Source organism: Agrobacterium sp. 22-3639C2 (genome assembly GCF_053522105.1).
In genome coordinates this window covers 311451-336856 of sequence record NZ_JBNWDB010000002.1, presented here as the reverse complement: position 1 = coordinate 336856, position 25406 = coordinate 311451, and the positions used below count along the sequence as shown (strand labels likewise).

Below are 25406 nucleotides of genomic sequence, written 5' to 3'. Positions count from 1 at the left end.
CAGGAAATCCTCAGCCGTAGTGCACGCGCTTCTCGACGAAGCGGAACTGGAAGGCGGTCAACGCAATGACGATCACCATCAGGATGACGGATTGCGCGGCGGAAGAGCCGAGGTTCAGGTTAACGAAGCCATCATTGTAGACCTTGTAGACCAGTGTTTCTGTCGCCTTGGCAGGGCCGCCGCCAGTAACTGCGTGGATGATGCCGAACGTATCGAAGAAGGCATAGACGGTGTTGACGACCAGCAGGAAGAATGTTGTCGGCGCCAGCAGCGGGAAAACGATGGTCCAGAAGCGCCGCGAACCGCGTGCGCCGTCAATGGAGGCCGCCTCCAGCAATGATTTCGGAATTGCCTGCAAGCCTGCGACAAAAAACAGGAAATTGTAGCTGATCTGCTTCCATGCGGCGGCTGCGACCACGAGCAGCATGGCCTGATTGCCGTTGAGCAGCGGGTCCCACATGATGCCGTTGCGGCGCAGGATATAGGAGAAGGTTCCCATGGCCGGATTGAACATGAACAGCCAGAGCATGCCAGCGACGGCGGGTGCCACAGCATAGGGCATGATCATCATGGTGCGGTAAAAACCCTTGCCGCGCACCACGCGGTCTGCCGCCGTTGCCAGAAGCAATGCCAGCCCCATCGAGACGAGTGCGGTCAGGACGCTGAAAATGACCGTGACGTGCAGCGCGTTCAGATAGCTTTCATCCGAAAGTACGGCGGAAAAATTGGCCAGCCCGACGAAATTGCTGTTCAGCCCGAAGGCATCCTCGCGCATGGTCGACTGGTAGAGCGCCTGACTTGCGGGCCAGAAGAAAAAGATCACCGTCAGGATGATCTGTGGCGCGACCAGCAGATAGGGCAGGATCTTGTTGGGGAATACGACGCTTTGCACGGCGATCTCCTGATGAAATGGGAATACCGCCCGCACCGGGTGAGGATGCGGGCGGGGGCAGGGATCGTTTAGTTGCCGGTTGCCTGCTTGATGGCCGCATCACCGCGCGTGACAATCTTGTCGAGTGCGGATTTCGCGTCCTGCTTGCCGGCCAGCATCGCCTCGAACTCTTCGTTCATGATGTCGCGGACCTGCGGCAGGTTCACGAGGCGCACGCCCTTGGAGTTTTCTGTCGGTGGCTTGCCCATCATCTGCAGAAGTGGCGTTTCGCGGCCGGGATTCTTGTCATAGAAGCCGGATTTCTTGGTTTCCTCATAGGCCGCGATCGTTACCGGCATGTATCCGGAGACCTGATGCAGACGAGACTGGATCTTGGTCTGGGAAAGGAAATGGAAGAACTCGGCCACACCTTTATATTCGGCATCGCTCTTGCCGCCGAAGACCCAGAGGCTCGCGCCACCGGGAATGGTGTTCTGCGGACCATGACCCTCGTAATAGGGAAGCTGGCCGATACCGTAATTCATGCCGGTCTTGATGATATCCCCAAGGCCGCCGGAGGATTCGGTAAGGATGCCGCATTCGCCGGACATGAACAGCTGCTTGGCTTCCGAAGTGCGCCCGCCGTAACGGAAGGTGCCGTCTTTCGCAAGGTCGGCAATGGCCTGGAAGTGTTCGACGAAGAGCGGCGCGTTGACGGCAAGCTTCACATCGGTGCCGCCCAGCCCGTTTTCATTGCTGCCATAGGAGACGTTGTTCCATGCGGCAAAGTTTTCGGTCTGGATCCAGGTCAACCATGTTGAGGTGAAGCCGCATTGGGCAGCGCCGCTTGTCTTGATCTTCTTGGCAGCTTCGAAAACTTCCGGCCAGGTCTTCGGCGGATTTGCCGGGTCAAGGCCTGCCTTCTGGAAGGTGTCCTTGTTGTAATACAGGATCGGTGAGGACGAATTATAGGGGAAGGACAGCATGGTGCCGTCAGGCTTGGAATAATAGGCGACGATGCCGGCCAGATATTCGTCCTTGTTGAAGGTGTAGCCACCTTCCTTCAGTACTTCCGCCACCGGTTTGATTGCGCCGGCAGCACCCATCATCACGCCGGAACCGGCGTCGAAGACCTGAATGATCGCCGGCGGCTGCTTGGCGCGGAAGGCCGCAATGCCGGCATTCAGGGTTTCCGGATAGGTGCCCTTGAAGACGGGCATGATCTTGTAGTTTGTCTGGCTATCGTTGAACTCTTTCGCGAGCGCGTCCACGACCTCGTTATTGGCGCCGGTCATGGCATGCCACCACTGAATTTCCGTCGCGGCGAACGCGTTCGATGTGACAAAAAACGAAAGCGCAGATGCCGTAGCAAGACGGTAGCTGAGTTTTTTCAAGGCGATTCCTCCCATTTTAAAAACAGTAAAAGATACAGCCCCTTATTGCAGCCTATCCTCCTCGATATAGCTGCGGGCGAGCTTTTCTGTATTAGCGGCCTGATTTAAAGCGAACTCTAATGAAAATGCAATAGATGGTGGAACGAAAAAAACGAAAGTGAACGAAACGGTTTTATTATTCCATTTTGGGTCCGCTTTGGTTTTTTCGTGTGCTTGTGGGCATGGCTCGGGACGGGATACCGGAAGCAGTCTGCGGATGCCATGTTCAAGAGCAATTTCTAACAAGAAGTATTGATATGTTATTACATTACGTATTAAATCTCTCCAAGATTTGCTGCTTGAAGGTGCGGATGTGTTCGGAATGAAGCGGAAGAAGGCGGTTGCACTAGAAGACGTCTCGTCCGTCACCCCATCCACCGGAACGGTGCCTGTCACACTGCTTACCGGCTTCCTGGGGGCGGGCAAGACCACGCTTCTGAACGAGCTTTTGAGCGAACCGGAAATGCGTGGTGCCGCCGTCATCGTCAACGAATTCGGTTCGGTGCCCATCGATCACGGCTTGGTCCGCACCGGTTCGGAGCGTTATTTCAGGACCACGACCGGCTGCATCTGCTGCACCGCCACCAGCGATATCCGCACCTCGCTTTACGAGTTGCATCTGGCCTTTCTGGAAGGGGTGGTGCCGGAAATATCGCGTGTCGTCATCGAAACCACTGGCCTTGCCGATCCTGCGCCGATCATCAACAGCCTGATTCCCGGCGGTACGCCTGCCGCCGGCCTGCGCGACCATATCGTCGCCCGCCACTTTCATCTCTCCGGTGTCGTTACTGTTTTCGACATTACCTCCGGCCAGGCGATGCTCGACAGTTTCATCGAGGGCTGGAAACAGCTTGCCTTTGCCGATCACATTGTTTTGACCAAAACCGATCTCACTGACGGGGCGGAGATGGGCTGTGAGAGCCTCTCCGATCTCAATCCTGCCGCGCGTCTGCATGACCGCAACGCGCGCGACTTCAATCTGATGTCGCTGTTTGCGCCGGCGGATTATTCCTTGCGTAACAAGCCGGAAGACGTGACGGGCTGGCTTGCCGCCGACAGGCTGAGCCTGCATGCGGCGCACGGGCACGATATCAATCGTCATGGTGCGGGGGTCGAGGCGTTCGATTTGACGTTCGATGGGGCTTTCGATCCGCAGGCGATCGTTACCTTTCTCGAACTCGTCACCAGCAACGTGCATTCCGGTCTTCTGCGGCTCAAGGGAATTTTCGGTGCGACGGATGATCCGGACCGCCCAGTGGTCGCCCATGCCGTGCAGCACCGGCTTTATCCGCTGAGCCGTCTTGAAAGCTGGCCAGGTGGCAACCGTGCAACCCGTGTTGTCCTCATCGGCATGGATATGCCGCAGCAGCCGATCCGCGATCTTTTCGAGGCATTGGCCTCGCAGGCGGCAAGAAGGGTTTCCCGATGACGGCAAGAGCAAATCCGCTTGCACGCAGCGGCTCTGAGATAGTCTCTAAGGCCCGTCTTGTGAAACACTGGACGCGGGAGCTGCTTGCCCTCCGCGAGGACGAGATCGTTTCCGTCAACGAGATTGCCTGCGTACAGCCGGATTGCCCACCGAAGGAAACGGTAATCCTCGTTTTGTCCGCATCCGGCGAAACCCGGCAATTCTCAATTCACCAGGCGCTGCTGGATATAGATCGTGATGATATCGTCAGATCCGTCGCCGCCAATCCGCCGTAAGGCCCATCTGTATCGAACGCCATGGCGCTTGACGGCAGGTGTCGTCATCCGGCACTTCAGGAGCAGCGGGATTCGCTAAATGTGAAGGGTACGGAATGGCCGATCTGGCGGTATATGCGGGTTTGTTTCTGACGGCTTTTGTCGCGGCAACCATCCTGCCCATGCAGTCGGAGGCCGCACTTGCCGGCCTGATCCTTTTGAAGTCCCAGCCGGTCTGGCTGCTGGTTACTGTTGCCAGCGCCGGCAATGTCGCCGGATCCCTCGCCAACTGGCTGCTCGGCCGTGGCATCGAACGCTTCCGGCATCGGCGGTGGTTTCCTGTGGGGGAAGCCGCGCTGCAACGTGCCCAGAACTGGTACAGGCGTTACGGCAAGTGGTCGCTGCTGCTCAGCTGGGCGCCGCTGATCGGCGATCCGCTGACGGTTGCGGCCGGCATCATGAAGGAGCCGCTGCCGGTCTTTCTTTTGCTTGTTACCATTGCGAAGGTTGGGCGTTATCTTGTGCTGACGCTGGTGACGCTGAATTTTCTTTGAATTGCGTTGCCGATACCTTCTCCCCAGTGGGGAGAAGGCGAAAGAGGCATCCGCGGGTCAAAAAGGTCGGAGTTGAGAACCAATCAAGCCGCCTGCCTGTCCCAGCTGGCGAAGGGGTCGGGCAGGTGTCGCCATGCGTCCGGGGTGAAGGCATCTGTGTCGATCAGGCACGCATCGAGCTGCGCGCGGATGCGCGCTTCGCTCATGGGATCGGAACCGATGAAGACGATTTCCTGACGGCGGTCGCCAAAGACCGGGTCGAGATAGGGCTTCATCATGTCGAGGAACTGCTGCTCGCGCGGCCATTGCTCGCTCGGCACGGCGGACCACCAAAGGCCCATCTTGCCGGTGCGCACCAGTGCGCCGGCCTGGCTTATCTCGCCGACATAAGCTGGCCGCGTGGCCAGCCAGAAGAAGCCTTTGGCGCGCACCACACCCGGCCAGGCGCGGTCGATAAAACGCTGGAACAGCATGGGATCGAAAGGCTTCTTGGCGCGGTAAACGAAGGAGCGGATGCCATATTCCTCGGTTTCGGGAATGTGGTCCTTGAAACCGTGCAACTCCTTGAACCACAGCGGGTGTTCTTCGGCCTTGGCGAAATCGAAGCGGCCGGTGCCCAGCACCTCCTTCAGTTCCACCTTGCCGAAATCGGCCTCAATGAGTTTCGCATCCGGGTTCAGCCCGACGATGATCTTGCGGGCGGCGTCCCGCTCATCCGGCGTGGCAATGCCGATCTTGTTGAGGACGACGACATCGGCAAATTCGATCTGCTCGACCAGGAGGTCTACGATGGTTCGGTTGTCCCCTTCGCCGGCCGTCTCACCACGGTCGGCAAGAAAGTCAGAGGAACCGTAGTCGTTGAGAAGATTGGCGGCATCCACCACCGTCACCATCGTGTCCAGATGCGCGACATCGGAAAGGCTGCGACCGTTTTCATCGCGAAAATCGAAAGTGGCGGCCACTGGCAGCGGCTCGGCAATGCCGGTGGATTCGATCAGCAGATAATCAAACCGGCCCTGCTCGGCGAGCGCGCGTACCTCATTCAGAAGGTCGTCGCGCAGCGTGCAACAGATGCAGCCATTGGTCATTTCCACAAGCTGTTCCTCGGTGCGCGAAAGATTGGCGCCGCCATCTCGCACAAGTGCCGCATCGATATTGATCTCGCTCATGTCGTTAACGATCAACGCGACCCGCAGACCGTCGCGGTTGGCGAGAATATGGTTGAGAAGCGTTGTCTTTCCGGCACCAAGAAAGCCGGAGAGGACAGTGACGGGAAGTTTTTTCGACATGCGGGCCTCGTTTTATTAGCGGTGGTAGCGTGGGAGTCATCGTCGTCACGACTTGCGGTTTGAGAACGACGGAGCTGGTAGCCACATCGCTTGTTGGATGTAACGTAATAACATTACATAAGCGCCGCGTGTCAACTGGCTTTAAAAAAATTGCTTGCCGGGTGCTCCTCTGGTTTGTCCCGGGAATCCAGAACTCGGCATGATCACACCCCCCGAGGCGATCCCGCGGTTGTCGTCCAATGTGAGATGGAACCTACCTTTCCGATAGTTAATGTTATTTCATTACATATTTGTTTGACGAATGTAATAACATTACATATGAGGGGTCATCAAATGACATCATGCCCCGGAGGGATCGATGAACGATCCGTGCCTTGCCTTTAAAAATCTGACACTCGGATATGCCGGCCGCGCGGCGGTGCATCATCTGGATGGCGATATTGCCAAAGGGTCGCTCACGGCGGTGGTCGGCGCCAATGGGTCGGGAAAATCGACGCTGATGAAGGGCATCGCCGGCATTTTGAAGCCACTTGGCGGTGAATGCCGGGTTACTCCAGGCGTTTCCGTCGCCTATCTACCGCAGCAGTCTGAACTCGACCGTTCCTTTCCGGCACAGGTGCGCGATCTGGTCGCGCTTGGTCTCTGGCCCAAACGCGGCCTGCTCGCTCGCCATCGCCAGTCGGACCGGGCGGCCATGGCCCATGTGCTGGAAGCGGTCGGACTTTCTGGCTTTGAAAAACGCAATATCGATTCACTCTCCGGCGGCCAGATGCAACGCGCCCTTTTTGCCCGCGCCATGTTGCAGGATGCGCAACTGATTTTGCTGGATGAGCCCTTCAACGCTGTCGATGAGCGCACCGTCGCCGACCTCATGGTGCTGATCAAAGCATGGGTTGCCGAGGGGCGCACGGTTCTGGCCGTTCTTCATGACTACGAGCTGGTGCGTCAGCATTTTCCGCAAACGCTTCTGCTTGCCAGACGGTTGGTGGGCTTTGGCCCGACACGGGAGGTTCTAAGGCCCGAAATGATGCAGCAGGCACGACGGTTTCACGAGGCATGGGACGGCGACGCTCCATGGTGCGAACCCGCAGCAGCGACGGTGAACGCCGACCTGGCGGAAAAGCCGCAGGATTTCCCCAAACACTCGCAGGCGCATTCGCATATCCATGTCTGATTTCTTCATCGAGCCATTCATCCAGTATGTCTTCATGCAGCGTGCGCTTGCTGGTGCCTTGATCCTTGCTGTCAGTTGCGGGCCGGTCGGGGTGTTTCTGATGCTGCGCCGCATGAGCCTGACGGGTGATGCCATGTCGCACGCCATTTTGCCGGGGGCGGCGGTGGGCTTTCTGTTTTACGGGTTGGAGATTTTGCCGATGACCATCGGCGGGCTGGTCGTCGGTCTTCTGGTGGCATTGGGTGCCGGTGCGGTTTCGCGCTTCACCATCCAGAAGGAGGATGCCTCGCTTGCAGCCTTTTACCTCATTTCTCTGGCGCTCGGCGTGCTGCTCGTCTCCTGGCGCGGCTCCAGTGTCGATCTCATGCATGTGCTTTTCGGCACGGTGCTGGCACTGAACAATGAAGCGCTCGGCCTGATCGGCGGTATCTGTGTCGTCACACTGACGGTGATGATGGTTTTCTGGCGCGCGCTGCTGGCGGAATGCCTCGATCCCCTGTTTCTGCGCTCGGTCAGCAACTGGGGGAGCCCCGTGCACTTCCTCTTCCTCGCCATCGTCGTCCTCAATCTGGTCGGCGGGTTTCAGGCGCTCGGAACCCTGCTTTCGGTTGGCCTGATGATGCTGCCCGCTGCCGCCAGCCGCTTCTGGTCCAATCGCGTCGCGCCAATGTGCTTCATCTCGATCGGCATCGGCATGGTCTCGTGTTTTGCAGGCCTGCTTCTGTCCTATCACGCGTCGCTGCCATCAGGTCCGGCGATCATCCTGTCCGCAGGCGTCGTCTATGTCCTGTCCATCGTCGTCGGCACACGCGGTGTGCTTCGCGATCTTCTCGGTTCCGGTCGTCACAGAACGGCCTGAAAACAGCGTTTGAAAAAAGGAGAACCCTTCATGTTCCAAACCCTACGTCTTGCTACCTGCGTAAGCCTTCTCTCCCTTTCCCCAGTCCTGATGGCGCAGGCTTCTGCGGCTGAACTCAAGGTCGTGGCCAGCTTCTCGATCATCGCCGACTTCGCGAAGAATGTCGGCGGCAACCGCGTCGAAATCACCACGATCGTCGGACCTGACGGCGACGCGCATGTTTACGAGCCGCGCCCGGCCGATGCCGTTGCCGTCAGCAAGGCGGATGTTGTGCTGGTGAACGGCCTTGCATTCGAAGGCTTCCTGAAGCGGCTGATCGATACCAGCGGCACAAAGGCGCCGGTGGTGGAGCTGACAAAGGGCGTGAAACCCCTCAAGATTTCCGATGAGCCAGCCGGTCACGCACATCCGGAAGCCGAGGAAGAGGCGGGTCACGACCACAAGGCAGAGGAAGCGCATGACCATGAGGGACACAATCACGGTGAATTCGATCCGCATGCCTGGCAGTCAATTAAGAATGCGGAAATATACGTGAAGAACATCGCCGGCGCATTTTGCGAGGTCGACAAGGCCGGTTGCGCAACTTACACCGCCAATTCACAGGCCTATATCGCCAAGCTCGCGGCTTTGAACGAGAAGGTGAAGACCGAGATCGCCGCCATTCCGCCGGAAAAACGCAACATCATCACCTCACACGATGCCTTCGGTTATTTCGAGCATGCCTATGGTCTCGAATTCCTGGCGCCGGAAGGTATCTCGACGGATTCCGAAGCGTCTGCCGCCGACGTCGCCAAGATGGTGGATCAGATCAAGCACGACAAGGCCTCGGCGATCTTCGTCGAAAACATCACCGACAAGCGGTTGATGGACCAGATTGCCAAGGAAACCGGCCTGAAAGTTGGCGGAACGCTTTATTCCGACGCGCTCTCGACAGCCGACGGCCCGGCCGCAACCTATATCGATATGGTCAACCACAACACCGATACCATCAAGGCGGCCGTGCTTAGCCAGTAAGAAGACAAAACGGGCGAGGGTGGCACCAGCCACCCTCAGACACCTGACTAACGTATCCCCACATCCTCGGGCCCGTTCCGAGGATCCAGTCGCGTATCGTAAAATCAATAGCTGGCAGATGCTCGCGATAGTCCCGAGCACGACGGAGGAGAAGTTTTTTCCTTCTGTCCTAGGCCCTACGGTCGATTGTGCCGTCTCGCAAATTTTGCCCAGCCGGTAAGCCTTCTCCAGCGTTACCAACGCCCAAATCTCTAATTTCCTTCTATTTTTCCCCGAATACGCGGTTCAACAGGGATGTGATCTCCCAGTTTAGGCTGCTTGCGTTCCCCGTTGACAATCGACCGACCGTTTGAAATGGTAAGATGTCAGACCAATTCAAAGGGTAAGTCTTGGATAGATCCAGCCGCGAACTGATGCAGCCTATTCCACCCAGCGACCGCGTGCGCCAGGTCGAGGCGGCCCTTTCCGATTACGTCGAGAGGGCGGGACTGAAGGCTGGAGATCGGTTGCCGGCCGAGCGAGAGCTGATGGTGGCGCTGGGTGTCGGCCGTTCCACCATTCGCGAGGTCATCCGTAAGTTTCAGGCGCTGGGCGTTATCGACAGCCGCAAGGGCAGTGGCAATTATCTGCTAAAGCCGATTTCCGCCGCAACCGTGCATATGCCTATCTCCATCGATGCCGAAAGCCTGCGCGATGCGTTGTTGATGACGTTGGAAGTCCGGCGTGGCATCGAGGTTGAGGCCTCGATGGCTGCGGCGCGCCGGCGCACGGTGGAGGATATCGCCACGATGGAAGCGCGGCTCGATGAGATGGAGCGGGTGCATCTGGCTGAAGGCACGTCCGGCAAGGCCGACCTTGCCTTCCACCTCTCCATCTATGACGCCACGCATAATTCGCTGTTCAAGCAGCTGCTCGAGCAGATGCGCGAAGGTTTCGAACGTTTCTGGCTGAAGCCTTTCGACCGGCCGGACTTTGCAAGCCGCTCCTTCCCCTTTCACCGCACGCTGTTCAACGCCATCGCCGCCGGCGATGCGGAGACCGCCCGTGAAGAAACACTGAAAATCCTCGCTGTCGTCGAGGAGGATATCAAGGACATGTCGAAATGAACCAAGGCAACGATCTCTTCGATCCCGCCTCCCTGATCGTCGCCCATGACGAGACCCACGCTTTCGAAGCTGTGGTCCCGCCGCTTGTGCAGACCTCGCTTTTCACCTTTTCCAGCTACGACGAAATGGTTTCAACCTATCGCGGCGAAAAGGTGCGGCCGGTCTATACGCGAGGGCTCAACCCGACCGTCAGGATGTTTGAGGAAATGCTGGCAAAGCTTGAGGGCGCGGAAGATGCGCTTGGCTTCGCCAGCGGCATGTCGGCCATTTCCTCCACCGTTCTCTCCTTCGTTTCGCCGGGTGACCGCATCGTCGCGGTGCGCCATGTCTATCCCGATGCGTTTCGCCTGTTTGGCACCTTCATGAAGCGCATGAATGTCGAGGTGGTCTATGTCGACGGCCGCGACGAGGCGGCGGTTGAAAAGGCTATGCCCGGCGCGAAGCTCTTCTACATGGAAAGCCCGACCAGCTGGGTGATGGAGGCCCATGATGTCGGTGCGCTCGCCGCGATCGGCAAGCGCCATGGCGCCGTCACCGTCATCGATAATTCCTGGGCAAGCCCTGTCTTCCAGCAGCCGATCTCGCTCGGTGTCGATCTCGTCGTGCATTCGGCGTCGAAGTATCTCGGCGGGCACAGCGATGTGGTCTCCGGCGTGGTTGCCGGTTCAAAGGCAATGATCGACCGCATTCGTGCAGAGACCTATCCCTATCTCGGTGGCAAGATGTCGCCCTTCGATGCGTGGTTGCTGATCCGCGGCTTGCGCACCCTGCCGCTGCGCATGAGGGCGCATCAGGCATCGGCGTTGGATATTGCCAGCCGCCTGCAGGCGCTCGATGTGGTGGAAAAGGTTTGCCATCCGGGATTGGCGAACCGCCTGCCGCCCGGCCTCAACGGTACGTCTGGCCTGTTTTCCTTCATTTTCAAGGAAGGGGTGGATGTGCGCGCTTTTGCCGACCGCCTCAAACTTTTCAAACTGGGTGTTTCCTGGGGTGGGCATGAAAGCCTGATCGTCCCGGGTGAAGTGGTGCTTGAACAGAAGGCGCAGCCAAACTCCGCCCACACGTTCGGCATCAGCGCGCGTTCCGTGCGCCTGCATGTCGGACTGGAGGGCACAGAAGCGCTCTGGAACGATCTCGAACCCGCGATCAAGGCGGCCTCGGCCGTCTGACGCGTCTTAAAACTGACGACAAAAAGGGGAGAACGACATGAAAAAACTGGTAGCAGCAGCAATCTTTACCGCCCTGATGACCGGAACGGCGCTGGCGGATACGACCTTGAAACTGGTCGAGGTCATTACAAGTCCCGAACGGACGGAAACGCTGAAGGGCATCGTCTCGAAGTTCGAAAGCGCCAATCCCGGCACCAAGGTGGAGATCATCTCGCTGCCCTGGAGCGAGGCCTTCCAGAAATTCGCCACGATGGTCTCCGCCGGCGATGTGCCTGATGTCATGGAAATGCCCGACACCTGGCTTTCGCTTTATGCCAATAACGGCATGCTCGAAAGTCTCGAACCCTACCTCGCCAAATGGGAATACACCAAGGGTCTGAGTGAACGCACGCTGGAACTCGGCCGTGATGTAAAGAACACGGCCTATATGCTTCCCTACGGCTTTTATCTCCGGGCCATGTTCTACAACAAGAAACTGCTGGAACAGGCTGGCGTGAAGGAGCCGCCGAAGACGCTCGACGAATTCGCCGATGCCTCCAAGAAGGTTGCAGCACTTCCCGGCAAATACGGTTATTGCCTGCGTGGCGGGCCGGGCGGACTTAACGGCTGGGTCATGTTCGGCGCGTCCATGGCGGGATCGAACGAGTTCTTCACCAAGGACGGCACCTCCACCTTTGACAGCCCTGGCTGGGTGAAGGGCCTGACCTATGTGATCGATCTCTACAAGAACGGGTTGGCGCCGAAAGACAGCGTCAACTGGGGCTTCAACGAGATCGTCGCGGGCTTTTATTCCGGCACCTGCGCTTTCCTCGATCAGGATCCGGACGCCCTTATCGCCATTGCCCAGCGCATGAAGCCGGAAGATTTCGGCGTCATGACCATGCCGAAGGGACCTGACGGCAAGACCTTCCCGACCATCGGTTTCGCCGGCTGGTCGATCATGTCGGCATCCGCCAACAAGGACCTCTCCTGGAAACTGGTCGAGACGCTGGAAGGGCCGGAAGGCAATATCGAGTGGAACAAGAAGACGGGTGCGCTGCCGGTGCACAAGTCGGCGGAGAAGGACCCCTTCTACGCCAGCGAGCAGTTCAAGGGCTGGTTCGACGAACTGGCGGACAAGAACGCCGTGCCGACGAAGATGCCGACCTATCTTGAGGAATTCGCATTCTTCAAGGATTCGCTTGTTATCAAGACATCGCAGGAAGCGCTTCTTGGCGATATCTCACCGGAAGACCTCGCCAAGCAATGGGCTGACTATATGACGAAGGCGCAGCAGAAGTTCCTCGCCTCCAAATAAACCACACGGTTGGCCGCGCGAGGTTTGAACCCGCGCGGCCGTTCTTGCGGGCTGTCCCAAACGGCAGGCCCCATTTCAAAACGTGCGGACCGGCTGGCCAGAAGCGTTAGAAAAACCTGTCCGCCCCGCCGTCCGATCAGGAGCGATCAATCATGTCCTATGCCCATGGCGCCGGACCCATGGCCGCGCGCAACCGCGCCGGCAAGCCGGCAATGCAGCGTTTTGCCGACTGGGCCGAACCCTGGCTCTATAGTGCGCCGGTTCTCGTGCTCATTGTTGCCGTCATGCTGGTGCCGCTGGTGCTCGGCCTGTCCTATGCGTTTCGTGACGTGCAGCTGCTCAATCCTTTTTCCGGCGGTTTCGTTGGCTTGAAACATCTGGAGGCACTGTCGCAGGATGCGGCCTTTTACCGGGCGCTGAAAAATACGCTGTGGTGGACGGGGGCTTCGGTATTCCTGCAGTTTTTCTTTGGTCTCATTCTGGCGCTGCTGCTGGACAAGCCGTTCGCGGGCAGGGGGCTGGCCCAGGCGCTGGTGTTTCTTCCATGGGCCGTGCCAACCTTTCTTGCCGGTCTCAACTGGGCGTGGCTGTTCAACCCGGTCATAGGACCGCTGCCGCACTGGATGGTCTCGCTCGGGCTTCTCTCCGCGCCCAACAATATTCTTGCCGATCCGCAGCTTGCCATGTGGGGGCCGATCATCGCCAATGTCTGGTGGGGCATTCCTTTCTTCGCCATCACATTGCTTGCCGCACTTCAGGCGATCCCGCGTGATCTTTACGAGGCCGCTTCCATCGATGGGGCAAACCCGTTGCAGCGCTTTACTTCTATCACCCTCCCATTTCTCGCACCCACCATCGCCATCACCGTTTTGCTGCGCACCGTCTGGATCGCCAATTTTGCCGATCTCATCATCGTCATGACCAATGGCGGACCGGCAGACCGCACCCAGATCGTTGCGAGCTACATCTTTACGCAGGCCTTCCGGCGGCTCGATTTCGGTTATGCCTCGGCCATCGCGCTGGTACTTATGGTGCTGCTTCTGGCCTATTCCATGCTCATCGTGCTCCTGCGCCAACGCCTTATCGAGAAGGACTGACCGATGACATCAAGGATATTCCTCACCCTTGCCCATCGCCTGGCGATCCTCGCCTATATCGTCTTTGCGCTGTTTCCGCTGTTCTGGCTGCTCAAGGTCTCGGTCACGCCGAATGACCTGCTTTATAGCGAAGGCGTGCGAATGTGGCCGTCGCACGCGACGCTCGATCATTATCGATATGTCATAGAAAACAGTGCCTTCCCGACATTTTTTAAGAACAGCGTCATCGTTGCCGGCTCCACGGCACTTGCCGTTACGGTACTCTCGTCACTGTCCGGTTATGCGCTGTCGAGGTTCCGCTTCAAGGGCAAATACTGGATCGTCGCGCTGATGCTGATTACCCAGATGTTTCCGCTGGTCATGCTGGTCGCGCCGATCTTCAAGATGCTGTCGCCGCTCGGCCTCACCAACAGCCTGACGGGTCTCGTCATCGTCTACACCGCCTTCAACGTGCCGTTTGCCACTTTCCTCATGCAGTCATTCTTCGACGGTATTCCGAAGGATCTGGAAGAGGCGGCGATGATCGACGGGGCAAGCCGCTTCACGGCATTCCGCCAGATCATCCTGCCGCTGACATTGCCGGGCATCGCTGCGACGCTGGGCTTCGTCTTCACCGCCGCGTGGAGCGAGTTGCTGTTTGCGCTGATGCTGATTTCGGGCAACCAGAGCGCCACATTCCCGGTCGGGCTGTTGACCTTCGTTTCAAAGTTTTCCGTCGATTTCGGGCAGATGATGGCGGCGGGTGTTCTGGCGCTCATTCCGGCCTGTCTCTTCTTCCTGCTCATTCAACGTTATCTCGTGCAGGGCCTGACGGCCGGCGCGGTGAAAGGATAATCCCATGGCTTCCATCGAGCTGAAGAATGTCGGCAAGACCTATGGCGACCTTGCGGTCCTGCACGGGGTCGATCTGAAGATCGAGGACGGAGAATTCATCGTCCTCGTCGGCCCATCCGGCTGCGGAAAATCGACACTGCTGCGAATGATCGCCGGTCTGGAGGAGATTTCAGCGGGCGAATTGACCATCGACGGTGAGCGCGTCAACGACCGCAAGCCGAAGGACCGGGATATCGCCATGGTGTTCCAGTCCTATGCGCTTTATCCGCATATGAGCGTCGCCGACAATATGAGCTACAGCCTGCGCCTGCGCCGCAGCACCAAGGAGACAATCGCGGCGGCCGTGGCCGGTGCTTCGGCGAAACTCGGTCTCGATCCCTATCTGGCGCGCCGTCCGAAGGCGCTTTCCGGCGGCCAGCGCCAACGCGTCGCTATGGGCCGGGCCATCGTGCGCCAGCCTAAGGCATTTCTGTTCGATGAGCCACTCTCCAACCTCGATGCACGGCTTCGCGAGCAGATGCGGGCCGAAATCAAGCGCATGCATGCTGATCTCGGCGCTACCTCGGTTTATGTCACCCATGACCAGATCGAGGCGATGACGCTTGCATCCCGTATCGTCGCGATGAATGCCGGCCATGTGCAGCAGATCGGCGCACCGCTCGATCTCTACGATCGCCCAGCCAATCTGTTCGTCGCTGGATTTATCGGTTCGCCGGGCATGAATTTTCTGGAAGGACGGCTCGGGCGGGAAAATGGCGGTAGTTTCGTCGTGCTCGGCGATGGCACACGCCTCGAACTCGGCCGCGACGTGAAGCTTGCCGATGGTGAGCCGGTCACACTCGGTATCCGGCCGGAACATGTCACCGTCTCGCCTGCGGATGGTGCTGTCGAGGCGACCGTCGATCTCGTCGAGCCGACGGGTCTCGGCATCATCCTGCACCTAACCGTGCATGGATTGCCCTTCAAGCTGTTTTCGTCTGATCGTGCGCTGTTGCAGCCGGGCAAGTCCCTGCGGGTCGGTTTCCCGCAGGAACGGCTTCATGTTTTTGACCGAAACGGTGTCAGGATCGACGAGGCCTGAACTTAAGGCGTCATATCGCGATGCCCTTGTCATCGAACCTGTGGATTTTGGCATCATCTGGTGTGATGAAGACGGTATCGCCGTGTTTGCATTCGAATTCACCGTCGGTTCTGGCGGTGATGGGGCCGATGCCGGGGACGTCGAGGTGGAGGAAGGTGTCGGAGCCGAGATGTTCGGCAACCGTGACCTTGCCCTGCCACAGGCCGGTTTCCTTCGACAGCGTCAGGTGCTCGGGCCGCACGCCGGCGGTGGTCGCACCCTTTTGCCGGGCGTAATCGCCGGTCACCAGGTTCATGCGCGGCGAGCCGATGAAGCCGGCGACGAAGAGGTTGGCGGGCGAGCGGTAAAGCTCCATCGGCGAGCCGACCTGCTCGATATTGCCGCGGTTGAGGACCACGATCTTGTCGGCCATGGTCATGGCTTCCACCTGGTCGTGGGTGACGTAGATCATCGTCGTCTTCAGCGTGTTGTGCAGCTCGGAGATTTCCAGCCGCATGGTGCCGCGCAGCGCCGCATCGAGGTTGGAGAGCGGTTCGTCAAACAGGAACGCCTTCGGTTCGCGCACGATGGCGCGGCCGATGGCGACGCGCTGGCGCTGGCCGCCGGACAGTTGCGAGGGCCGGCGTTCGAGATAATCGGTGAGGTTGAGGATACGGGCGGCATCGTCGACCTTCTTGTCGATGACGGCCTTGTCGAGCTTGGCCATCTTCAGCGGGAAGGCGATGTTGTTCCTGACGCTCATATGCGGATAGAGCGCATAGGACTGGAACACCATGGCAAGGCCGCGCTCGGCCGGGGCCTTTTCGGTGGCGTCGTTGCCGTCGATGACTATTCTGCCGCCGGAGACGTCTTCCAGCCCGGCAATCAGGCGCAGCAGCGTTGACTTGCCGCAGCCGGACGGGCCGACGAAGACGACGAACTCGCCGTCATGGATATCGAGATCGATCGACGGGATGACTTTTGCCTCGCCGAAGAGCTTGGACACGTTCTGAAGGGAAATGCTGCCCATTATTGTCGTTCCTTATTTCACGGCGCCAAAGGTGAGGCCACGCACGAGTTGTTTCTGCGAGAACCAGCCGATGACGAGAATGGGGGCGATCGCCATCATCGAGGCGGCCGAGAGCTTGGCCCAGAACAGCCCCTGCGGTGAGGAGAAGGAGGCGATGAAGGCCGTCAGCGGTGCCGCATTGGTGGTCGTCAGCCGGATGGTCCAGAAGGATTCGTTCCAGGCAAGAATGACGTTCAGAAGCAGCGTCGAGGCAATGCCCGGAACCGCCATTGGTGTCAGCACATGTACGATCTCGTTCCAGAGCGAGGCACCATCCATGCGGGCTGCCTCGAGGATCTCGCCGGGGATTTCGCGGAAGTAGGTATAAAGCATCCACACCACGATCGGCAGGTTGATGAAGGTGAGCATGACGGTCAGCCCAATGCGGGTATCGAGCAGGCCGGCATTGCGGAAGATCAGGTAGATCGGCACCAGCACCGCCACCCCCGGCATCATCTTGGTGGAGAGCATCCACATCAAAATGTCCTTGGTGCGTTTGGTCGGCGAGAATGCCATGGCCCAGGCGGCGGGAATGGCGATCATGAGCGCGATGATCGTCGAGCCGAGCGACAGCACGACCGAGTTCATGAACGGCTTGAAGTAATCGCGCTGGGTCTGCACGGTGATGTAGTTTTCGAGTGTGCCCGAGGGAATGAGGCTGAAGCCTGCGATCGCCTCCGGCTCGGTCTTGATCGAGGTGAGGAAGGCGTAAAGGATCGGGAAGAACAGCAAAAGCGCCACGGCCCATGCCGCGATGGTGAAGCCGATCTTTGCGCGTGTCGTTGTCTTGCGGGCCATGATCGCTTCTCCTTAACGGTCGAGGTTCTTGCCGACGGCGCGCATCAGGAAGATGGCGACGATATTGGCGAGCACGACGGCGATGATGCCACCGGCCGATGCGCCGCCGACGTCGTAGCCCAGAAGCGCCGTGCGATAGATGAGGAAGGCAAGGTTGGTCGAGGCGTAGCCGGGGCCGCCATTGGTGGTGACGAGGATTTCCGCGTAAACGCCGAGCAGGAAGATCGTCTGGATGAGGATGACGACGGTGATGGCGCGGGCAAGATGCGGCAGCGTCAGGTAGATAAAGCGGTTGATGAAGTTGGCGCCATCCATCTCGGCCGCTTCCTTCTGCTCGCCATCGAGCGACTGGAGGGCGGTGAGCAGGATCAGCGTGGCAAAGGGCAGCCATTGCCAGGCGACGATGATGATGATGGAGAGCAGCGGAAACTGCGCGAACCAGTCGACCGGCTGCAGGCCGAAGAAGCGGGACAGATCGGCAAGCACGCCGTAACCGGGATGCATGATCATGTTCTTCCACACCAGCGCCGCAACAGGCGGCATGACGAAGAAGGGCGAGATGATCATGATGCGCACGATGCCCTGACCGAAGATGTCCTGGTCAAGCAGAAGCGCAATCGCAATACCGCCAATGACGGTGATCAGAAGCACGCCGCCGACGATGGCAAGCGTGTTGAAGATCGACTGGAAGAAGGCCGGATCGGTATAGAAATACTGGTAATTGAACAGGCCCGCAAAGCTGACATTGGCAGGGTTGAGGAGATTGTAGTTCTGGAACGAAAACCACAGCGTCATCGCCAGGGGCACGATCATCCACACCAGCAAAAGCAGCACCGAAGGCGCAAGCATAACCCGCGCCAGACCGCTCGTGTTTCGTGTTGCCATTGGTAGTCCCCTCCATGACCGATACCCGCAACGTCTCCGCCGGGGCATCCGAATTTAACTTGACGATTGTCTTAGCAGCGACCTTCGCCCGTCGCCGCATGATAGGTCGCTAGCACCTGATCCACCGCGGCGATCAGAACCTCCTCCATATCCTTGCCTGCAACCGTGGCGAGCGGCAGCTCGCCGAGGTATTGGCGCAGCAGGGTTTCGGGAATTGTCTTCCCGTCAAGCGCCTTATGCAAGGCGGAAACGGCTGCGAGCGCCTCGGGCCTTGTCCAGTAATAGCGAATGCGGTCGCTGTAGCTGTAGTGACGCTGCAATCTGAGCGTGATGTCATCACCATGGTAATGACCCTGCCAGTCGCCGGGCGCGCCGAGCATCAGTTGTTCCATGGTCCGCGCCAGCGGCCGGTCGCCATAGTCGCCGACCATCTCGGATGCGATCATATCGAGAGCGTAGAGTGCTTCGCGGTAAGCGAAGGTCAGCCCCGGACCGACTTTCAGGATCGGATATCCATCGCGCACAAGGGCGCCAAGTGCTGCTCTCGTTTGATAATCCGTCGAGTGTGCCTCAAAGACCAGTTGCGGTTCGCCGTCCAGCACGGCGCTGAGCGCCGTGGCCGCATCCGGATTGTAAGCGACGACATTGTCGCTGCCGAATTCCACGCCGGGCTGCACGACAAAGGCGATGACCCGTTCGAACGCATCGGAAAGACCGCGCTGCGCGAATATCTCACGGTGCAGGTCAATGGTCATGCGCGCCGCCTGCGGCTCGGTGGGCGCCACCGTGTCGAGCACGTGATCGGCGCCGCCCGGCACCGGCACTTCGGTACCGAGAATGTAAAGCGGTTTTGGCAGCCCCGCCTCGGCGGCTGCCTTTTCGGCGACAGCCGCGAGTTTTGCCGCGCGATTGGCAATGGTCACGTCATCCAGTGCGGCCGGCTCACCGGCGCAGCCCATCGACGCATCCAGATGAATCTTGCGAAAACCGGCTGTGACATAGGCTTCGACCATGGTGGCTGCTTTTGTCAGCGCGTCTTCGGCTTTCTCCTTGCGCCAGGGATTGGGACCGAGATGATCGCCGCCGAAAATTAGGAGCTCGCCGGGCAGTCCTTCTTCCTGCGCAATGCTGTTGACGAAGGTAACGAAGTCGCGCGGCGTCATGCCGGTATAACCGCCGAGATGATTGACCTGGTTGCAGGTGGCCTCGATCAGCACGGCTGTTTGACCGGCAGCGGCGCGGCGGATTGCGGCGCGCAGGACAACGGGGTGGGCAGAGCAGACCGAAGTGATACCTGCGGGCTTGCCGGCACGGCGCGCGGCGGCGAGATTTTCCAGAATGGCGGTCATAGGACTTCCTCCGACAATAGCGCGGTCATGAAGGCGTCAAGTTCGGCAAGGCTGGCAGCGCCTTCCATGGGGCCGCGCTTTATGACGTTGTGCGCGCCGGATGCATTGGCATAGGTGAGCGCTCTTTCGGGATGCATGCCGAGGCGGCGGCAGGTGAGGTAAGTTGCGCCGAAACAGTCGCCGGCGCCGGTCGGATCGATTTCGGAGACCGTCAGTCCGGGGGCGTCGATGCGGCCATAGGCGCGGCTGAAGTGGCTGGCGCCTCGCGCGCCGCGCTTCAGCACGATTTCGCCGATACCGGAGGCGAGGAGCTTTTCTATCGCTGCGTCCTCGTCATCCAGACCGGAGGCAGCTTGAAGTTCTTCGCCGGAAGGCAGCAGAAGGTCGGTGACATCAAGGAGATCGTCGATCAGCTTGCGGCCCTCGTTACCCTGCACCAGTTCCTTGCGGATGTTCGGATCGAAAGACACCGAGCCGCCGCGCGCCTTGACGCTTTTGATCGCCTCCAGAATGATCTCGCCGATACCGGCAATCGCAAACGCCGATCCCATGACGTGCACATGGCCGGCCTGTTCGATGAGGGCCTGCGCCTTATCAGTCATGTGCGTTTCGCGCGCTGCGGAATGGGCGATGTTGAAAACGAAATCCCGTGCGCCGTTTTCCCTGTAGCGGACAAAAGCGCTGCCGGTCGGCCGGTCCGCAATGGTGGCGATGGCCGATATGTCCACGCCGTCACGGCGCAGCCGCTCGATGTTGAGGCGGCCGAAATCGTCATCGCCAACAGCCGCGATAATGCCGGCGCTGCCGCCGCAACGCGCGACCTGATCGATGAAAATGGCGGGCGCGCCGCTTGGAAAGGGGCCGATCAGCGTTTGCGGCTCGAGAAAGCCGTCGCCCACTGTTGTCGCCATGATTTCCACGAGGATTTCACCCGCCGTAATGGTCGGGCCTTTCGCGTGCGGCGCCAGTGCGGATACCTGCCTCATCGTCTCCTCCATATGCATTCGGCTCCACCTTTCCGGTGGGTGCAAACCCCCGACGTCCTGGCTCTGTTGTTTTCCGGATATCAGTTAAAATTGACGCGCGTCAAGATAATTTTTGATGATGTTTTTGTTGCGATGCAGCAAGTAAAGCGGATCATGTAATTATTTTTGATGACATTATCGACTTTAAAACAGCGAGTTATAGCAATATATCCAAGAGTGCTCACGTCACAGTTTATTTTTGGATGTTGACAAATGGCGCGATTTTGCGAGATAAAAATTTACGCATGTATTGTTATGCGTGGACATCCGTAAAGGAGGAGCGGGTCTCATGAGCAAATTCATTGGAATTCTGTCGTCGTCTGTGGTTGGAGCGGGCCTTTTGGCCGGACTTGCGCAGGCGGAAGAAATCAACATCGCCACCGTCAACAATGGCGACATGATCATCATGCAGAAGCTTTCCAGCGCCTGGGAGAAGGAAACAGGAAACAAGATCAACTGGATCGTGCTGGAAGAGAATGTTCTGCGCGAACGCGTCACCACCGATATCGCCACCAATGGCGGCCAGTTCGACATCATGACCATCGGCGGTTACGAAGCGCCGATCTGGGGCAAGCAGGGTTGGCTGGCTCCGGTCGATGATCTCGGCGACGATTACGATTACGCCGATCTGCTCGATCCGATCAAAAAAGGCCTGACGGTGGACGGCAAGCTTTACGCGGTGCCGTTTTATACCGAAAGCTCGTTCACCCTTTACCGCAAGGACCTGTTCGACGCGGCCGGCCTGAAAATGCCTGATAATCCGAGCTACGACCAGATCAAGGACTTCGCGGCCAAGCTGACGGACAAGTCGAAACAGCAATATGGCATTTGCCTGCGCGGCAAGCCGGGCTGGGGCGAGAACATGGCTTTCCTCGGTACCATGATCAATACCTATGGTGGACGCTGGTTCGACATGGACTGGAAGCCGCAGCTGACGAGCGAGCCGTGGAAAAAGGCGATCTCGGATTATGTTGCGCTGATGACCTCCTACGGCCCGCCCGGTGCGGCGACCAACGGCTTTAACGAGAACCAGACGCTGTTCGCATCAGGCCATTGCGCCATGTGGATCGACGCCACCTCGGCTGCGGGACGTATCTACGATCCCAAACAGAGCCAGGTTGCCGACAAGACCGCTTTCACGCGTGCTCCGGTAGAGGCAACGCCGAACGGATCGAGCTGGTCGTGGTCATGGAACCTTGCAATTCCGAACACCACGAAGAAGGTCGAAACCGCCAAGGCATTCGTTAAATGGGCGACCTCGAAGAACTATGTGAAGACGGTCGGCGAAAGCGAAGGCTGGGTCGCCGTGCCGCCCGGTACGCGCAAATCCACCTATGAGCTGCCGGAATACAAGAAGGCCGCACCCTTTGCGGATACGGTGCTGAAAGCCATCATGTCCGCCGATCCGTCGAAGCCGACAAAAGATCCGGTTCCCTATACCGGTGTGCAGTTCGTCGCCATACCGGAATTCCAGTCGATCGGCACGGTTGTCGGCCAGCAGATTGCGGCAGCACTCTCCGGCCAGCAGACCGTCGATACGGCGCTCGAAGGCGCCCAGAAACAGGTCGAGCGTGACATGACCCGCGCGGGCTACATCAAGTAGCCGCGTCCTCCCGGCGTGCCGCCCGTTCGTCACTTTGGCGGCGGGCGGCATGGGTGGGGCTGGCGCACCCGCCGCCCTCATTCCTGTGCTTGTCACAGGAATCCAGTCAGCCCAAGCCCTTGGGCTGAAAAGGACTCTCTCGCCACGCAGACGCGCGTCGGCTGTATTCCTGTGACAAGCACAGGAATGAGGGGAGTGAGAAAATCGCATCTAACACAAACGCGCATGGCCGAGTTCATCCATTACCCGCCATGCATCACGGAGATCGACATGAGATTGAAGAACAAGGTCGCGCTGATTACCGGCGCCGCCCGCGGCATCGGCCTTGGTTTTGCACAGGCTTTCGCCGATGAGGGTGCAAAGGTCATCATCGCCGATATCGATATTGCCAGGGCGACCGCTTCTGCAGCCGCTATAGGCCCATCCGCCAAGGCCATCCGTCTAGACGTGACTGACCTTGGTCAGATCGATGCGGTTGTAAAGGCGGTCGATGAGGAATTCGGCGGCATCGATATTCTCGTCAACAATGCCGCGATCTTCGATATGGCGCCGATCAACGGCATTACCGAAGAGAGCTATGAGCGGGTTTTTGACATCAATCTCAAGGGGCCGCTTTTCATGATGAAGGCCGTCTCCAATGTCATGATCGCGCGTGCGCGCGGCGGCAAGATCATCAATATGGCGAGCCAGGCCGGTCGGCGCGGTGAGGCGCTCGTCACGCTTTATTGCGCTTCCAAAGCGGCGATCATTTCCGCCACGCAGTCGGCGGCGCTGGCGCTCGTCAAACACGGTATCAACGTCAATGCGATTGCGCCGGGTGTCGTGGATGGCGAGCACTGGGAAGTGGTCGATGCGCATTTCGCCAAATGGGAAGGCTTGAAGCCGGGTGAGAAGAAGGCGGCTGTGGCCAAATCCGTGCCGATCGGCCGTTTCGCCACGCCGGATGACATCAAGGGCCTTGCAGTTTTCCTCGCCTCTTCCGACAGCGACTATATTCTCGCCCAGACATATAATGTCGACGGCGGCAACTGGATGAGCTGAAAAGCCGGAGATGACCATGCATGCGATTCAATTCGTCGAGAAGGGACGAGCCGTGCTTACGGACGTGCCCGTCGCCGATCTGCCGCCGGGGCATGCCCTTGTCCGGGTCAAGGCTTCGGGGCTGTGCCATACCGATATCGACGTGCTGCATGCGCGTTACGGTGACGGTGCCTTTCCCGTCATTCCGGGCCATGAATATGCCGGCGAAGTTGCGACGGTGGCGGCAGATGTCACGGACATCAAGGTCGGCGACAGGGTTGTCGTCGATCCCAATCTGCCCTGCGGCACCTGCCCCAGTTGCAGGAAAGGGCTTACCAACCTTTGCAGCACGCTGAAGGCCTATGGCGTTTCCCACAATGGCGGTTTTGCGGAATTCAGCGTGGTGCGCTCCGACCAACTGCATGGCATAGGTTCCATGCCCTATCACGTGGCAGCACTTGCCGAACCGCTCGCCTGCGTCGTCAACGGCATGCAGAGCGCGGGTATTGGCGAGATTGGGTCGGTGCCCGGCAATGCGCTTGTTTTTGGCGCCGGCCCCATCGGCCTGCTGCTCGCCCTGTCGCTGAAATCACACGGCATCGCCACGGTGACGATTGCGGACATCAACGAAAGCAGGCTAGACTTCGCTGAAAGTCTTGGACTTCAGACGGCGGTTTCCGGGTCTGAGGAGCTGCTGCGGCAACAGAAGGCGTTCGATTTCGTGGCGGATGCGACCGGCATCGCAGCTGTTGCGGAAGCAATGATCCCGCTGGTCGCGGATGGCGGCACGGCGCTGTTTTTCGGTGTCTGCGCGCCGGATGCCCGTATCTCGGTTGCGCCTTTCGAAATCTTCCGGCGGCAGCTGAAGCTTGTCGGCTCACATTCGCTGAACCGCAACATACCGCAGGCGCTTGCCATTCTGGAAACGGATGGCGATGTCATGGCCCGGCTGGTGTCGCACCGGCTGCCGCTTTCGGATATGCTGCCGTTCTTTATGAAAAAGCCGTCCGATCCGGCCACGATGAAAGTGCAATTTGCAGCCGAATGATCGTTTGGCCGTTGATAACCGTATTCGACCGGCTTTTCGTGCGAAGGCCGGTCGATATAGAGTACCACATGTAATATTTCATGGGGGCAAGCACTTTGGCCAAATCTATCAGGACGATGGAAGAGTTCTCGGAATTCGTCGGCCTTTCCCGCCCGACTGTTTCGAAATACTTCAATGATCCGGCCTCGGTCCGCAAGAAGACGCGGGATGCCATCGAGGATGCGCTGAAGAAATCGGGCTTCCGACCGAATATCTTCGCCGTCAACCTCAACCGCCGCCGCTCCAATATCATCGGCATCATTATTCCCAACTCAACCGACCCGTTCTACATGGCGCTGACGAGCCGTATCGAACTCATCGCCAACGAGGCGGGGTTCCTTGCCTTCGTGCTGTCCTCCGACGGCAAGGCGGAAATCGAGGATCGGGCCATCCGCACCTTCAAGTCGATGAATGTCGCGGGCGCCATCATCGCTCCGCTCGGCGTCAAGTCCCATCGCGCCACGCTAGAGCAGCTGGCGGCCAGCATACCGATCGTTTATGTCGATTCTCCACTCGACGAGACCTCGGCCTTCGTCGGCACCGACAACCGCCAGAGCGTCGGGCTGATGGTGGATTATCTCTGCCGTTCGGGCGAGCCGCCCTGTTTCTTCGACATGCCGCAGGTCAATACCAACGCCGCAACGCGCCGCACGGCCTATGAGGAGGCGATGCAGCGTCTTGGTTTCGAGCCGCATGTCATCGGTGTTCCCGGCACCGTAACCTGGGATTTCGAGCGTTTCGCCTTTGATGAAGCGACCCGGTTGCTGGATGGAGCAGGGCATTTGCCCTCGCGCACTATTTTATGCGCCAATGACCGTATCGCCTTCGGGGTCATCGCCGCCGCCTTCCAGAAGGGCATCAGGGTCGGCCATGGCACGGATTACGATCTCAGGGTCGCCGGCCATGACGATCATCCGCTTTCGCGTTATGCCTGCCCGCCGATTACTACGGTGGCGCAGAATTACAACGAGATCGGCAGGCTATCGATCGAACTTCTTCTGCAGAAGTTGAACGAAGAGGCGGATGACACGACACGGATGCGCGAGCGCATTCTCCTCAGTGCCGATCTGATGCTGCGCAAATCAGCTTGATAGTTTGTTAGAAAAATTAAAAGAAAAATCTGTTTTTCT

The 25406-nt window shown here is 58.9% G+C and carries 24 protein-coding genes; 16 read left to right on the top strand and 8 right to left on the bottom strand.

From position 1 onward, the window contains the following. Positions 1 to 10 precede the first annotated feature (10 nt). Positions 11 to 892, bottom strand: coding sequence for a sn-glycerol-3-phosphate ABC transporter permease UgpA (gene ugpA / locus ACQZ6D_RS09305; RefSeq protein ID WP_003510646.1), 882 nt, complete (start codon positions 890 to 892; stop codon positions 11 to 13). Positions 893 to 960: 68 nt separating this feature from the next. After that, positions 961 to 2271, bottom strand: a complete 1311-nt coding sequence (ugpB, locus tag ACQZ6D_RS09300) for a sn-glycerol-3-phosphate ABC transporter substrate-binding protein UgpB (RefSeq protein ID WP_174005929.1) — start codon at positions 2269 to 2271, stop codon at positions 961 to 963. Positions 2272 to 2626: 355 nt separating this feature from the next. Between ugpB and ACQZ6D_RS09295 the strand changes: the two genes are divergently transcribed. The 3 genes from ACQZ6D_RS09295 to ACQZ6D_RS09285 all read left to right on the top strand — a co-directional run bounded on the left by ACQZ6D_RS09295 (position 2627) and on the right by ACQZ6D_RS09285 (position 4541). Further along, the gene (locus ACQZ6D_RS09295) at positions 2627 to 3733 is read left to right on the top strand and encodes a CobW family GTP-binding protein (RefSeq protein WP_162647802.1); all 1107 of its coding nucleotides are present in this window, start codon (positions 2627 to 2629) and stop codon (positions 3731 to 3733) included. Further along, the gene (locus ACQZ6D_RS09290) at positions 3730 to 4008 is read left to right on the top strand and encodes a hypothetical protein (RefSeq protein WP_112153953.1); all 279 of its coding nucleotides are present in this window, start codon (positions 3730 to 3732) and stop codon (positions 4006 to 4008) included. The genes ACQZ6D_RS09295 and ACQZ6D_RS09290 overlap by 4 nt, the downstream gene beginning before the upstream one ends. Before the next feature lie 95 nt (positions 4009 to 4103). After that, entirely contained in the window at positions 4104 to 4541 is a 438-nt protein-coding gene (locus tag ACQZ6D_RS09285) for a YqaA family protein (protein ID WP_003510639.1), read from the top strand. An 83-nt stretch (positions 4542 to 4624) separates the two neighbouring features. Here the strand turns inward: ACQZ6D_RS09285 and zigA are convergent, their stop codons facing one another. Beyond that, positions 4625 to 5830, bottom strand: coding sequence for a zinc metallochaperone GTPase ZigA (gene zigA / locus ACQZ6D_RS09280; RefSeq protein ID WP_065703001.1), 1206 nt, complete (start codon positions 5828 to 5830; stop codon positions 4625 to 4627). A gap of 358 nt (positions 5831 to 6188) precedes the next feature. Between zigA and aztA the strand changes: the two genes are divergently transcribed. The 9 genes from aztA (at position 6189) to ACQZ6D_RS09235 (ending at position 15461) form a co-directional block, all read left to right on the top strand. Beyond that, positions 6189 to 7004, top strand: coding sequence for a zinc ABC transporter ATP-binding protein AztA (gene aztA / locus ACQZ6D_RS09275; RefSeq protein WP_065702999.1), 816 nt, complete (start codon positions 6189 to 6191; stop codon positions 7002 to 7004). Next, positions 6997 to 7863 carry a zinc ABC transporter permease AztB gene (gene aztB / locus ACQZ6D_RS09270; RefSeq protein WP_065659472.1) on the top strand — a complete coding sequence of 289 codons (867 nt, stop codon included), beginning with the start codon at positions 6997 to 6999 and terminating at the stop codon, positions 7861 to 7863. The genes aztA and aztB overlap by 8 nt, the downstream gene beginning before the upstream one ends. A gap of 30 nt (positions 7864 to 7893) precedes the next feature. Then, the gene (gene aztC / locus ACQZ6D_RS09265) at positions 7894 to 8877 is read left to right on the top strand and encodes a zinc ABC transporter substrate-binding protein AztC (RefSeq protein WP_448729848.1); all 984 of its coding nucleotides are present in this window, start codon (positions 7894 to 7896) and stop codon (positions 8875 to 8877) included. A 413-nt stretch (positions 8878 to 9290) separates the two neighbouring features. Continuing rightward, on the top strand, positions 9291 to 9983 hold the full coding sequence (locus tag ACQZ6D_RS09260; RefSeq protein ID WP_003510624.1) for a FadR/GntR family transcriptional regulator: 693 nt from the start codon (positions 9291 to 9293) through the stop codon (positions 9981 to 9983). Then, a complete protein-coding gene (locus ACQZ6D_RS09255; protein ID WP_003510623.1) occupies positions 9980 to 11152 on the top strand; it encodes a PLP-dependent transferase in 1173 nt (390 codons plus the stop codon). The genes ACQZ6D_RS09260 and ACQZ6D_RS09255 overlap by 4 nt, the downstream gene beginning before the upstream one ends. A 37-nt stretch (positions 11153 to 11189) precedes the next feature. Beyond that, positions 11190 to 12449 (top strand): ABC transporter substrate-binding protein, encoded by a 1260-nt coding sequence (locus ACQZ6D_RS09250; protein WP_019564577.1) that lies wholly within the window; start codon positions 11190 to 11192, stop codon positions 12447 to 12449. Between the two features lie 152 nt (positions 12450 to 12601). After that, positions 12602 to 13546, top strand: a complete 945-nt coding sequence (locus ACQZ6D_RS09245; protein ID WP_448729847.1) for a carbohydrate ABC transporter permease — start codon at positions 12602 to 12604, stop codon at positions 13544 to 13546. 3 nt (positions 13547 to 13549) lie between these two features. Beyond that, positions 13550 to 14380, top strand: a complete 831-nt coding sequence (locus ACQZ6D_RS09240) for a carbohydrate ABC transporter permease (RefSeq protein ID WP_003510396.1) — start codon at positions 13550 to 13552, stop codon at positions 14378 to 14380. 4 nt (positions 14381 to 14384) lie between these two features. Continuing rightward, complete coding sequence (locus tag ACQZ6D_RS09235; RefSeq protein WP_003510617.1) at positions 14385 to 15461, top strand: ABC transporter ATP-binding protein; 1077 nt, start codon at positions 14385 to 14387, stop codon at positions 15459 to 15461. 10 nt (positions 15462 to 15471) lie between these two features. Here ACQZ6D_RS09235 and ACQZ6D_RS09230 read toward each other — a convergent pair whose 3' ends face one another. The 5 genes from ACQZ6D_RS09230 to ACQZ6D_RS09210 form a co-directional block, all read right to left on the bottom strand. Next, complete coding sequence (locus ACQZ6D_RS09230) at positions 15472 to 16470, bottom strand: ABC transporter ATP-binding protein (RefSeq protein ID WP_013761442.1); 999 nt, start codon at positions 16468 to 16470, stop codon at positions 15472 to 15474. 12 nt (positions 16471 to 16482) lie between these two features. Next, the gene (locus tag ACQZ6D_RS09225; RefSeq protein ID WP_003510506.1) at positions 16483 to 17307 is read right to left on the bottom strand and encodes a carbohydrate ABC transporter permease; all 825 of its coding nucleotides are present in this window, start codon (positions 17305 to 17307) and stop codon (positions 16483 to 16485) included. Between the two features lie 12 nt (positions 17308 to 17319). Continuing rightward, positions 17320 to 18192, bottom strand: coding sequence for a carbohydrate ABC transporter permease (locus tag ACQZ6D_RS09220; RefSeq protein WP_013761441.1), 873 nt, complete (start codon positions 18190 to 18192; stop codon positions 17320 to 17322). Positions 18193 to 18263: 71 nt separating this feature from the next. Further along, the gene (locus tag ACQZ6D_RS09215; RefSeq protein ID WP_112154401.1) at positions 18264 to 19541 is read right to left on the bottom strand and encodes a D-tagatose-bisphosphate aldolase, class II, non-catalytic subunit; all 1278 of its coding nucleotides are present in this window, start codon (positions 19539 to 19541) and stop codon (positions 18264 to 18266) included. Next, positions 19538 to 20545 (bottom strand): tagatose kinase, encoded by a 1008-nt coding sequence (locus ACQZ6D_RS09210; protein WP_162647833.1) that lies wholly within the window; start codon positions 20543 to 20545, stop codon positions 19538 to 19540. The genes ACQZ6D_RS09215 and ACQZ6D_RS09210 overlap by 4 nt, the downstream gene beginning before the upstream one ends. Positions 20546 to 20855: 310 nt before the next feature. On the opposite strand from ACQZ6D_RS09210, the gene ACQZ6D_RS09205 reads away from it, so the two are divergent. From ACQZ6D_RS09205 to ACQZ6D_RS09190, 4 genes are all read left to right on the top strand, one after another. Next, positions 20856 to 22169 carry an ABC transporter substrate-binding protein gene (locus ACQZ6D_RS09205; protein WP_112154402.1) on the top strand — a complete coding sequence of 438 codons (1314 nt, stop codon included), beginning with the start codon at positions 20856 to 20858 and terminating at the stop codon, positions 22167 to 22169. A 270-nt stretch (positions 22170 to 22439) separates the two neighbouring features. Further along, entirely contained in the window at positions 22440 to 23210 is a 771-nt protein-coding gene (locus tag ACQZ6D_RS09200) for a galactitol 2-dehydrogenase (protein ID WP_025595922.1), read from the top strand. A 16-nt stretch (positions 23211 to 23226) separates the two neighbouring features. Further along, entirely contained in the window at positions 23227 to 24237 is a 1011-nt protein-coding gene (locus ACQZ6D_RS09195) for a D-altritol 5-dehydrogenase (RefSeq protein WP_112154484.1), read from the top strand. A gap of 116 nt (positions 24238 to 24353) precedes the next feature. Next, the gene (locus tag ACQZ6D_RS09190; protein WP_019566487.1) at positions 24354 to 25367 is read left to right on the top strand and encodes a LacI family DNA-binding transcriptional regulator; all 1014 of its coding nucleotides are present in this window, start codon (positions 24354 to 24356) and stop codon (positions 25365 to 25367) included. Positions 25368 to 25406 lie beyond the last annotated feature (39 nt).

What these genes read in the sequence shown, in the direction of transcription:
- ACQZ6D_RS09285 (WP_003510639.1), top strand. Translation starts at nt 4,104, where the DNA reads ATGGCCGATCTGGCGGTATATGCGGGTTTGTTTCTGACGGCTTTTGTC.
- ACQZ6D_RS09195 (WP_112154484.1), top strand. Translation starts at nt 23,227, where the DNA reads ATGCATGCGATTCAATTCGTCGAGAAGGGACGAGCCGTGCTTACGGAC.
- ACQZ6D_RS09235 (WP_003510617.1), top strand. Translation starts at nt 14,385, where the DNA reads ATGGCTTCCATCGAGCTGAAGAATGTCGGCAAGACCTATGGCGACCTT.
- ACQZ6D_RS09290 (WP_112153953.1), top strand. Translation starts at nt 3,730, where the DNA reads ATGACGGCAAGAGCAAATCCGCTTGCACGCAGCGGCTCTGAGATAGTC.
- ACQZ6D_RS09230 (WP_013761442.1), bottom strand. Translation starts at nt 16,470, where the DNA reads ATGGGCAGCATTTCCCTTCAGAACGTGTCCAAGCTCTTCGGCGAGGCA.
- zigA (WP_065703001.1), bottom strand. Translation starts at nt 5,830, where the DNA reads ATGTCGAAAAAACTTCCCGTCACTGTCCTCTCCGGCTTTCTTGGTGCC.
- ACQZ6D_RS09200 (WP_025595922.1), top strand. Translation starts at nt 22,440, where the DNA reads ATGAGATTGAAGAACAAGGTCGCGCTGATTACCGGCGCCGCCCGCGGC.
- ACQZ6D_RS09245 (WP_448729847.1), top strand. Translation starts at nt 12,602, where the DNA reads ATGTCCTATGCCCATGGCGCCGGACCCATGGCCGCGCGCAACCGCGCC.
- aztA (WP_065702999.1), top strand. Translation starts at nt 6,189, where the DNA reads ATGAACGATCCGTGCCTTGCCTTTAAAAATCTGACACTCGGATATGCC.
- ACQZ6D_RS09190 (WP_019566487.1), top strand. Translation starts at nt 24,354, where the DNA reads ATGGAAGAGTTCTCGGAATTCGTCGGCCTTTCCCGCCCGACTGTTTCG.
- ACQZ6D_RS09225 (WP_003510506.1), bottom strand. Translation starts at nt 17,307, where the DNA reads ATGGCCCGCAAGACAACGACACGCGCAAAGATCGGCTTCACCATCGCG.
- ACQZ6D_RS09215 (WP_112154401.1), bottom strand. Translation starts at nt 19,541, where the DNA reads ATGACCGCCATTCTGGAAAATCTCGCCGCCGCGCGCCGTGCCGGCAAG.
- ACQZ6D_RS09250 (WP_019564577.1), top strand. Translation starts at nt 11,190, where the DNA reads ATGAAAAAACTGGTAGCAGCAGCAATCTTTACCGCCCTGATGACCGGA.
- ACQZ6D_RS09260 (WP_003510624.1), top strand. Translation starts at nt 9,291, where the DNA reads ATGCAGCCTATTCCACCCAGCGACCGCGTGCGCCAGGTCGAGGCGGCC.
- aztB (WP_065659472.1), top strand. Translation starts at nt 6,997, where the DNA reads ATGTCTGATTTCTTCATCGAGCCATTCATCCAGTATGTCTTCATGCAG.
- ACQZ6D_RS09220 (WP_013761441.1), bottom strand. Translation starts at nt 18,192, where the DNA reads ATGGCAACACGAAACACGAGCGGTCTGGCGCGGGTTATGCTTGCGCCT.
- ACQZ6D_RS09205 (WP_112154402.1), top strand. Translation starts at nt 20,856, where the DNA reads ATGAGCAAATTCATTGGAATTCTGTCGTCGTCTGTGGTTGGAGCGGGC.
- ACQZ6D_RS09210 (WP_162647833.1), bottom strand. Translation starts at nt 20,545, where the DNA reads ATGCATATGGAGGAGACGATGAGGCAGGTATCCGCACTGGCGCCGCAC.
- ACQZ6D_RS09295 (WP_162647802.1), top strand. Translation starts at nt 2,627, where the DNA reads ATGAAGCGGAAGAAGGCGGTTGCACTAGAAGACGTCTCGTCCGTCACC.
- ACQZ6D_RS09240 (WP_003510396.1), top strand. Translation starts at nt 13,550, where the DNA reads ATGACATCAAGGATATTCCTCACCCTTGCCCATCGCCTGGCGATCCTC.
- aztC (WP_448729848.1), top strand. Translation starts at nt 7,894, where the DNA reads ATGTTCCAAACCCTACGTCTTGCTACCTGCGTAAGCCTTCTCTCCCTT.
- ACQZ6D_RS09255 (WP_003510623.1), top strand. Translation starts at nt 9,980, where the DNA reads ATGAACCAAGGCAACGATCTCTTCGATCCCGCCTCCCTGATCGTCGCC.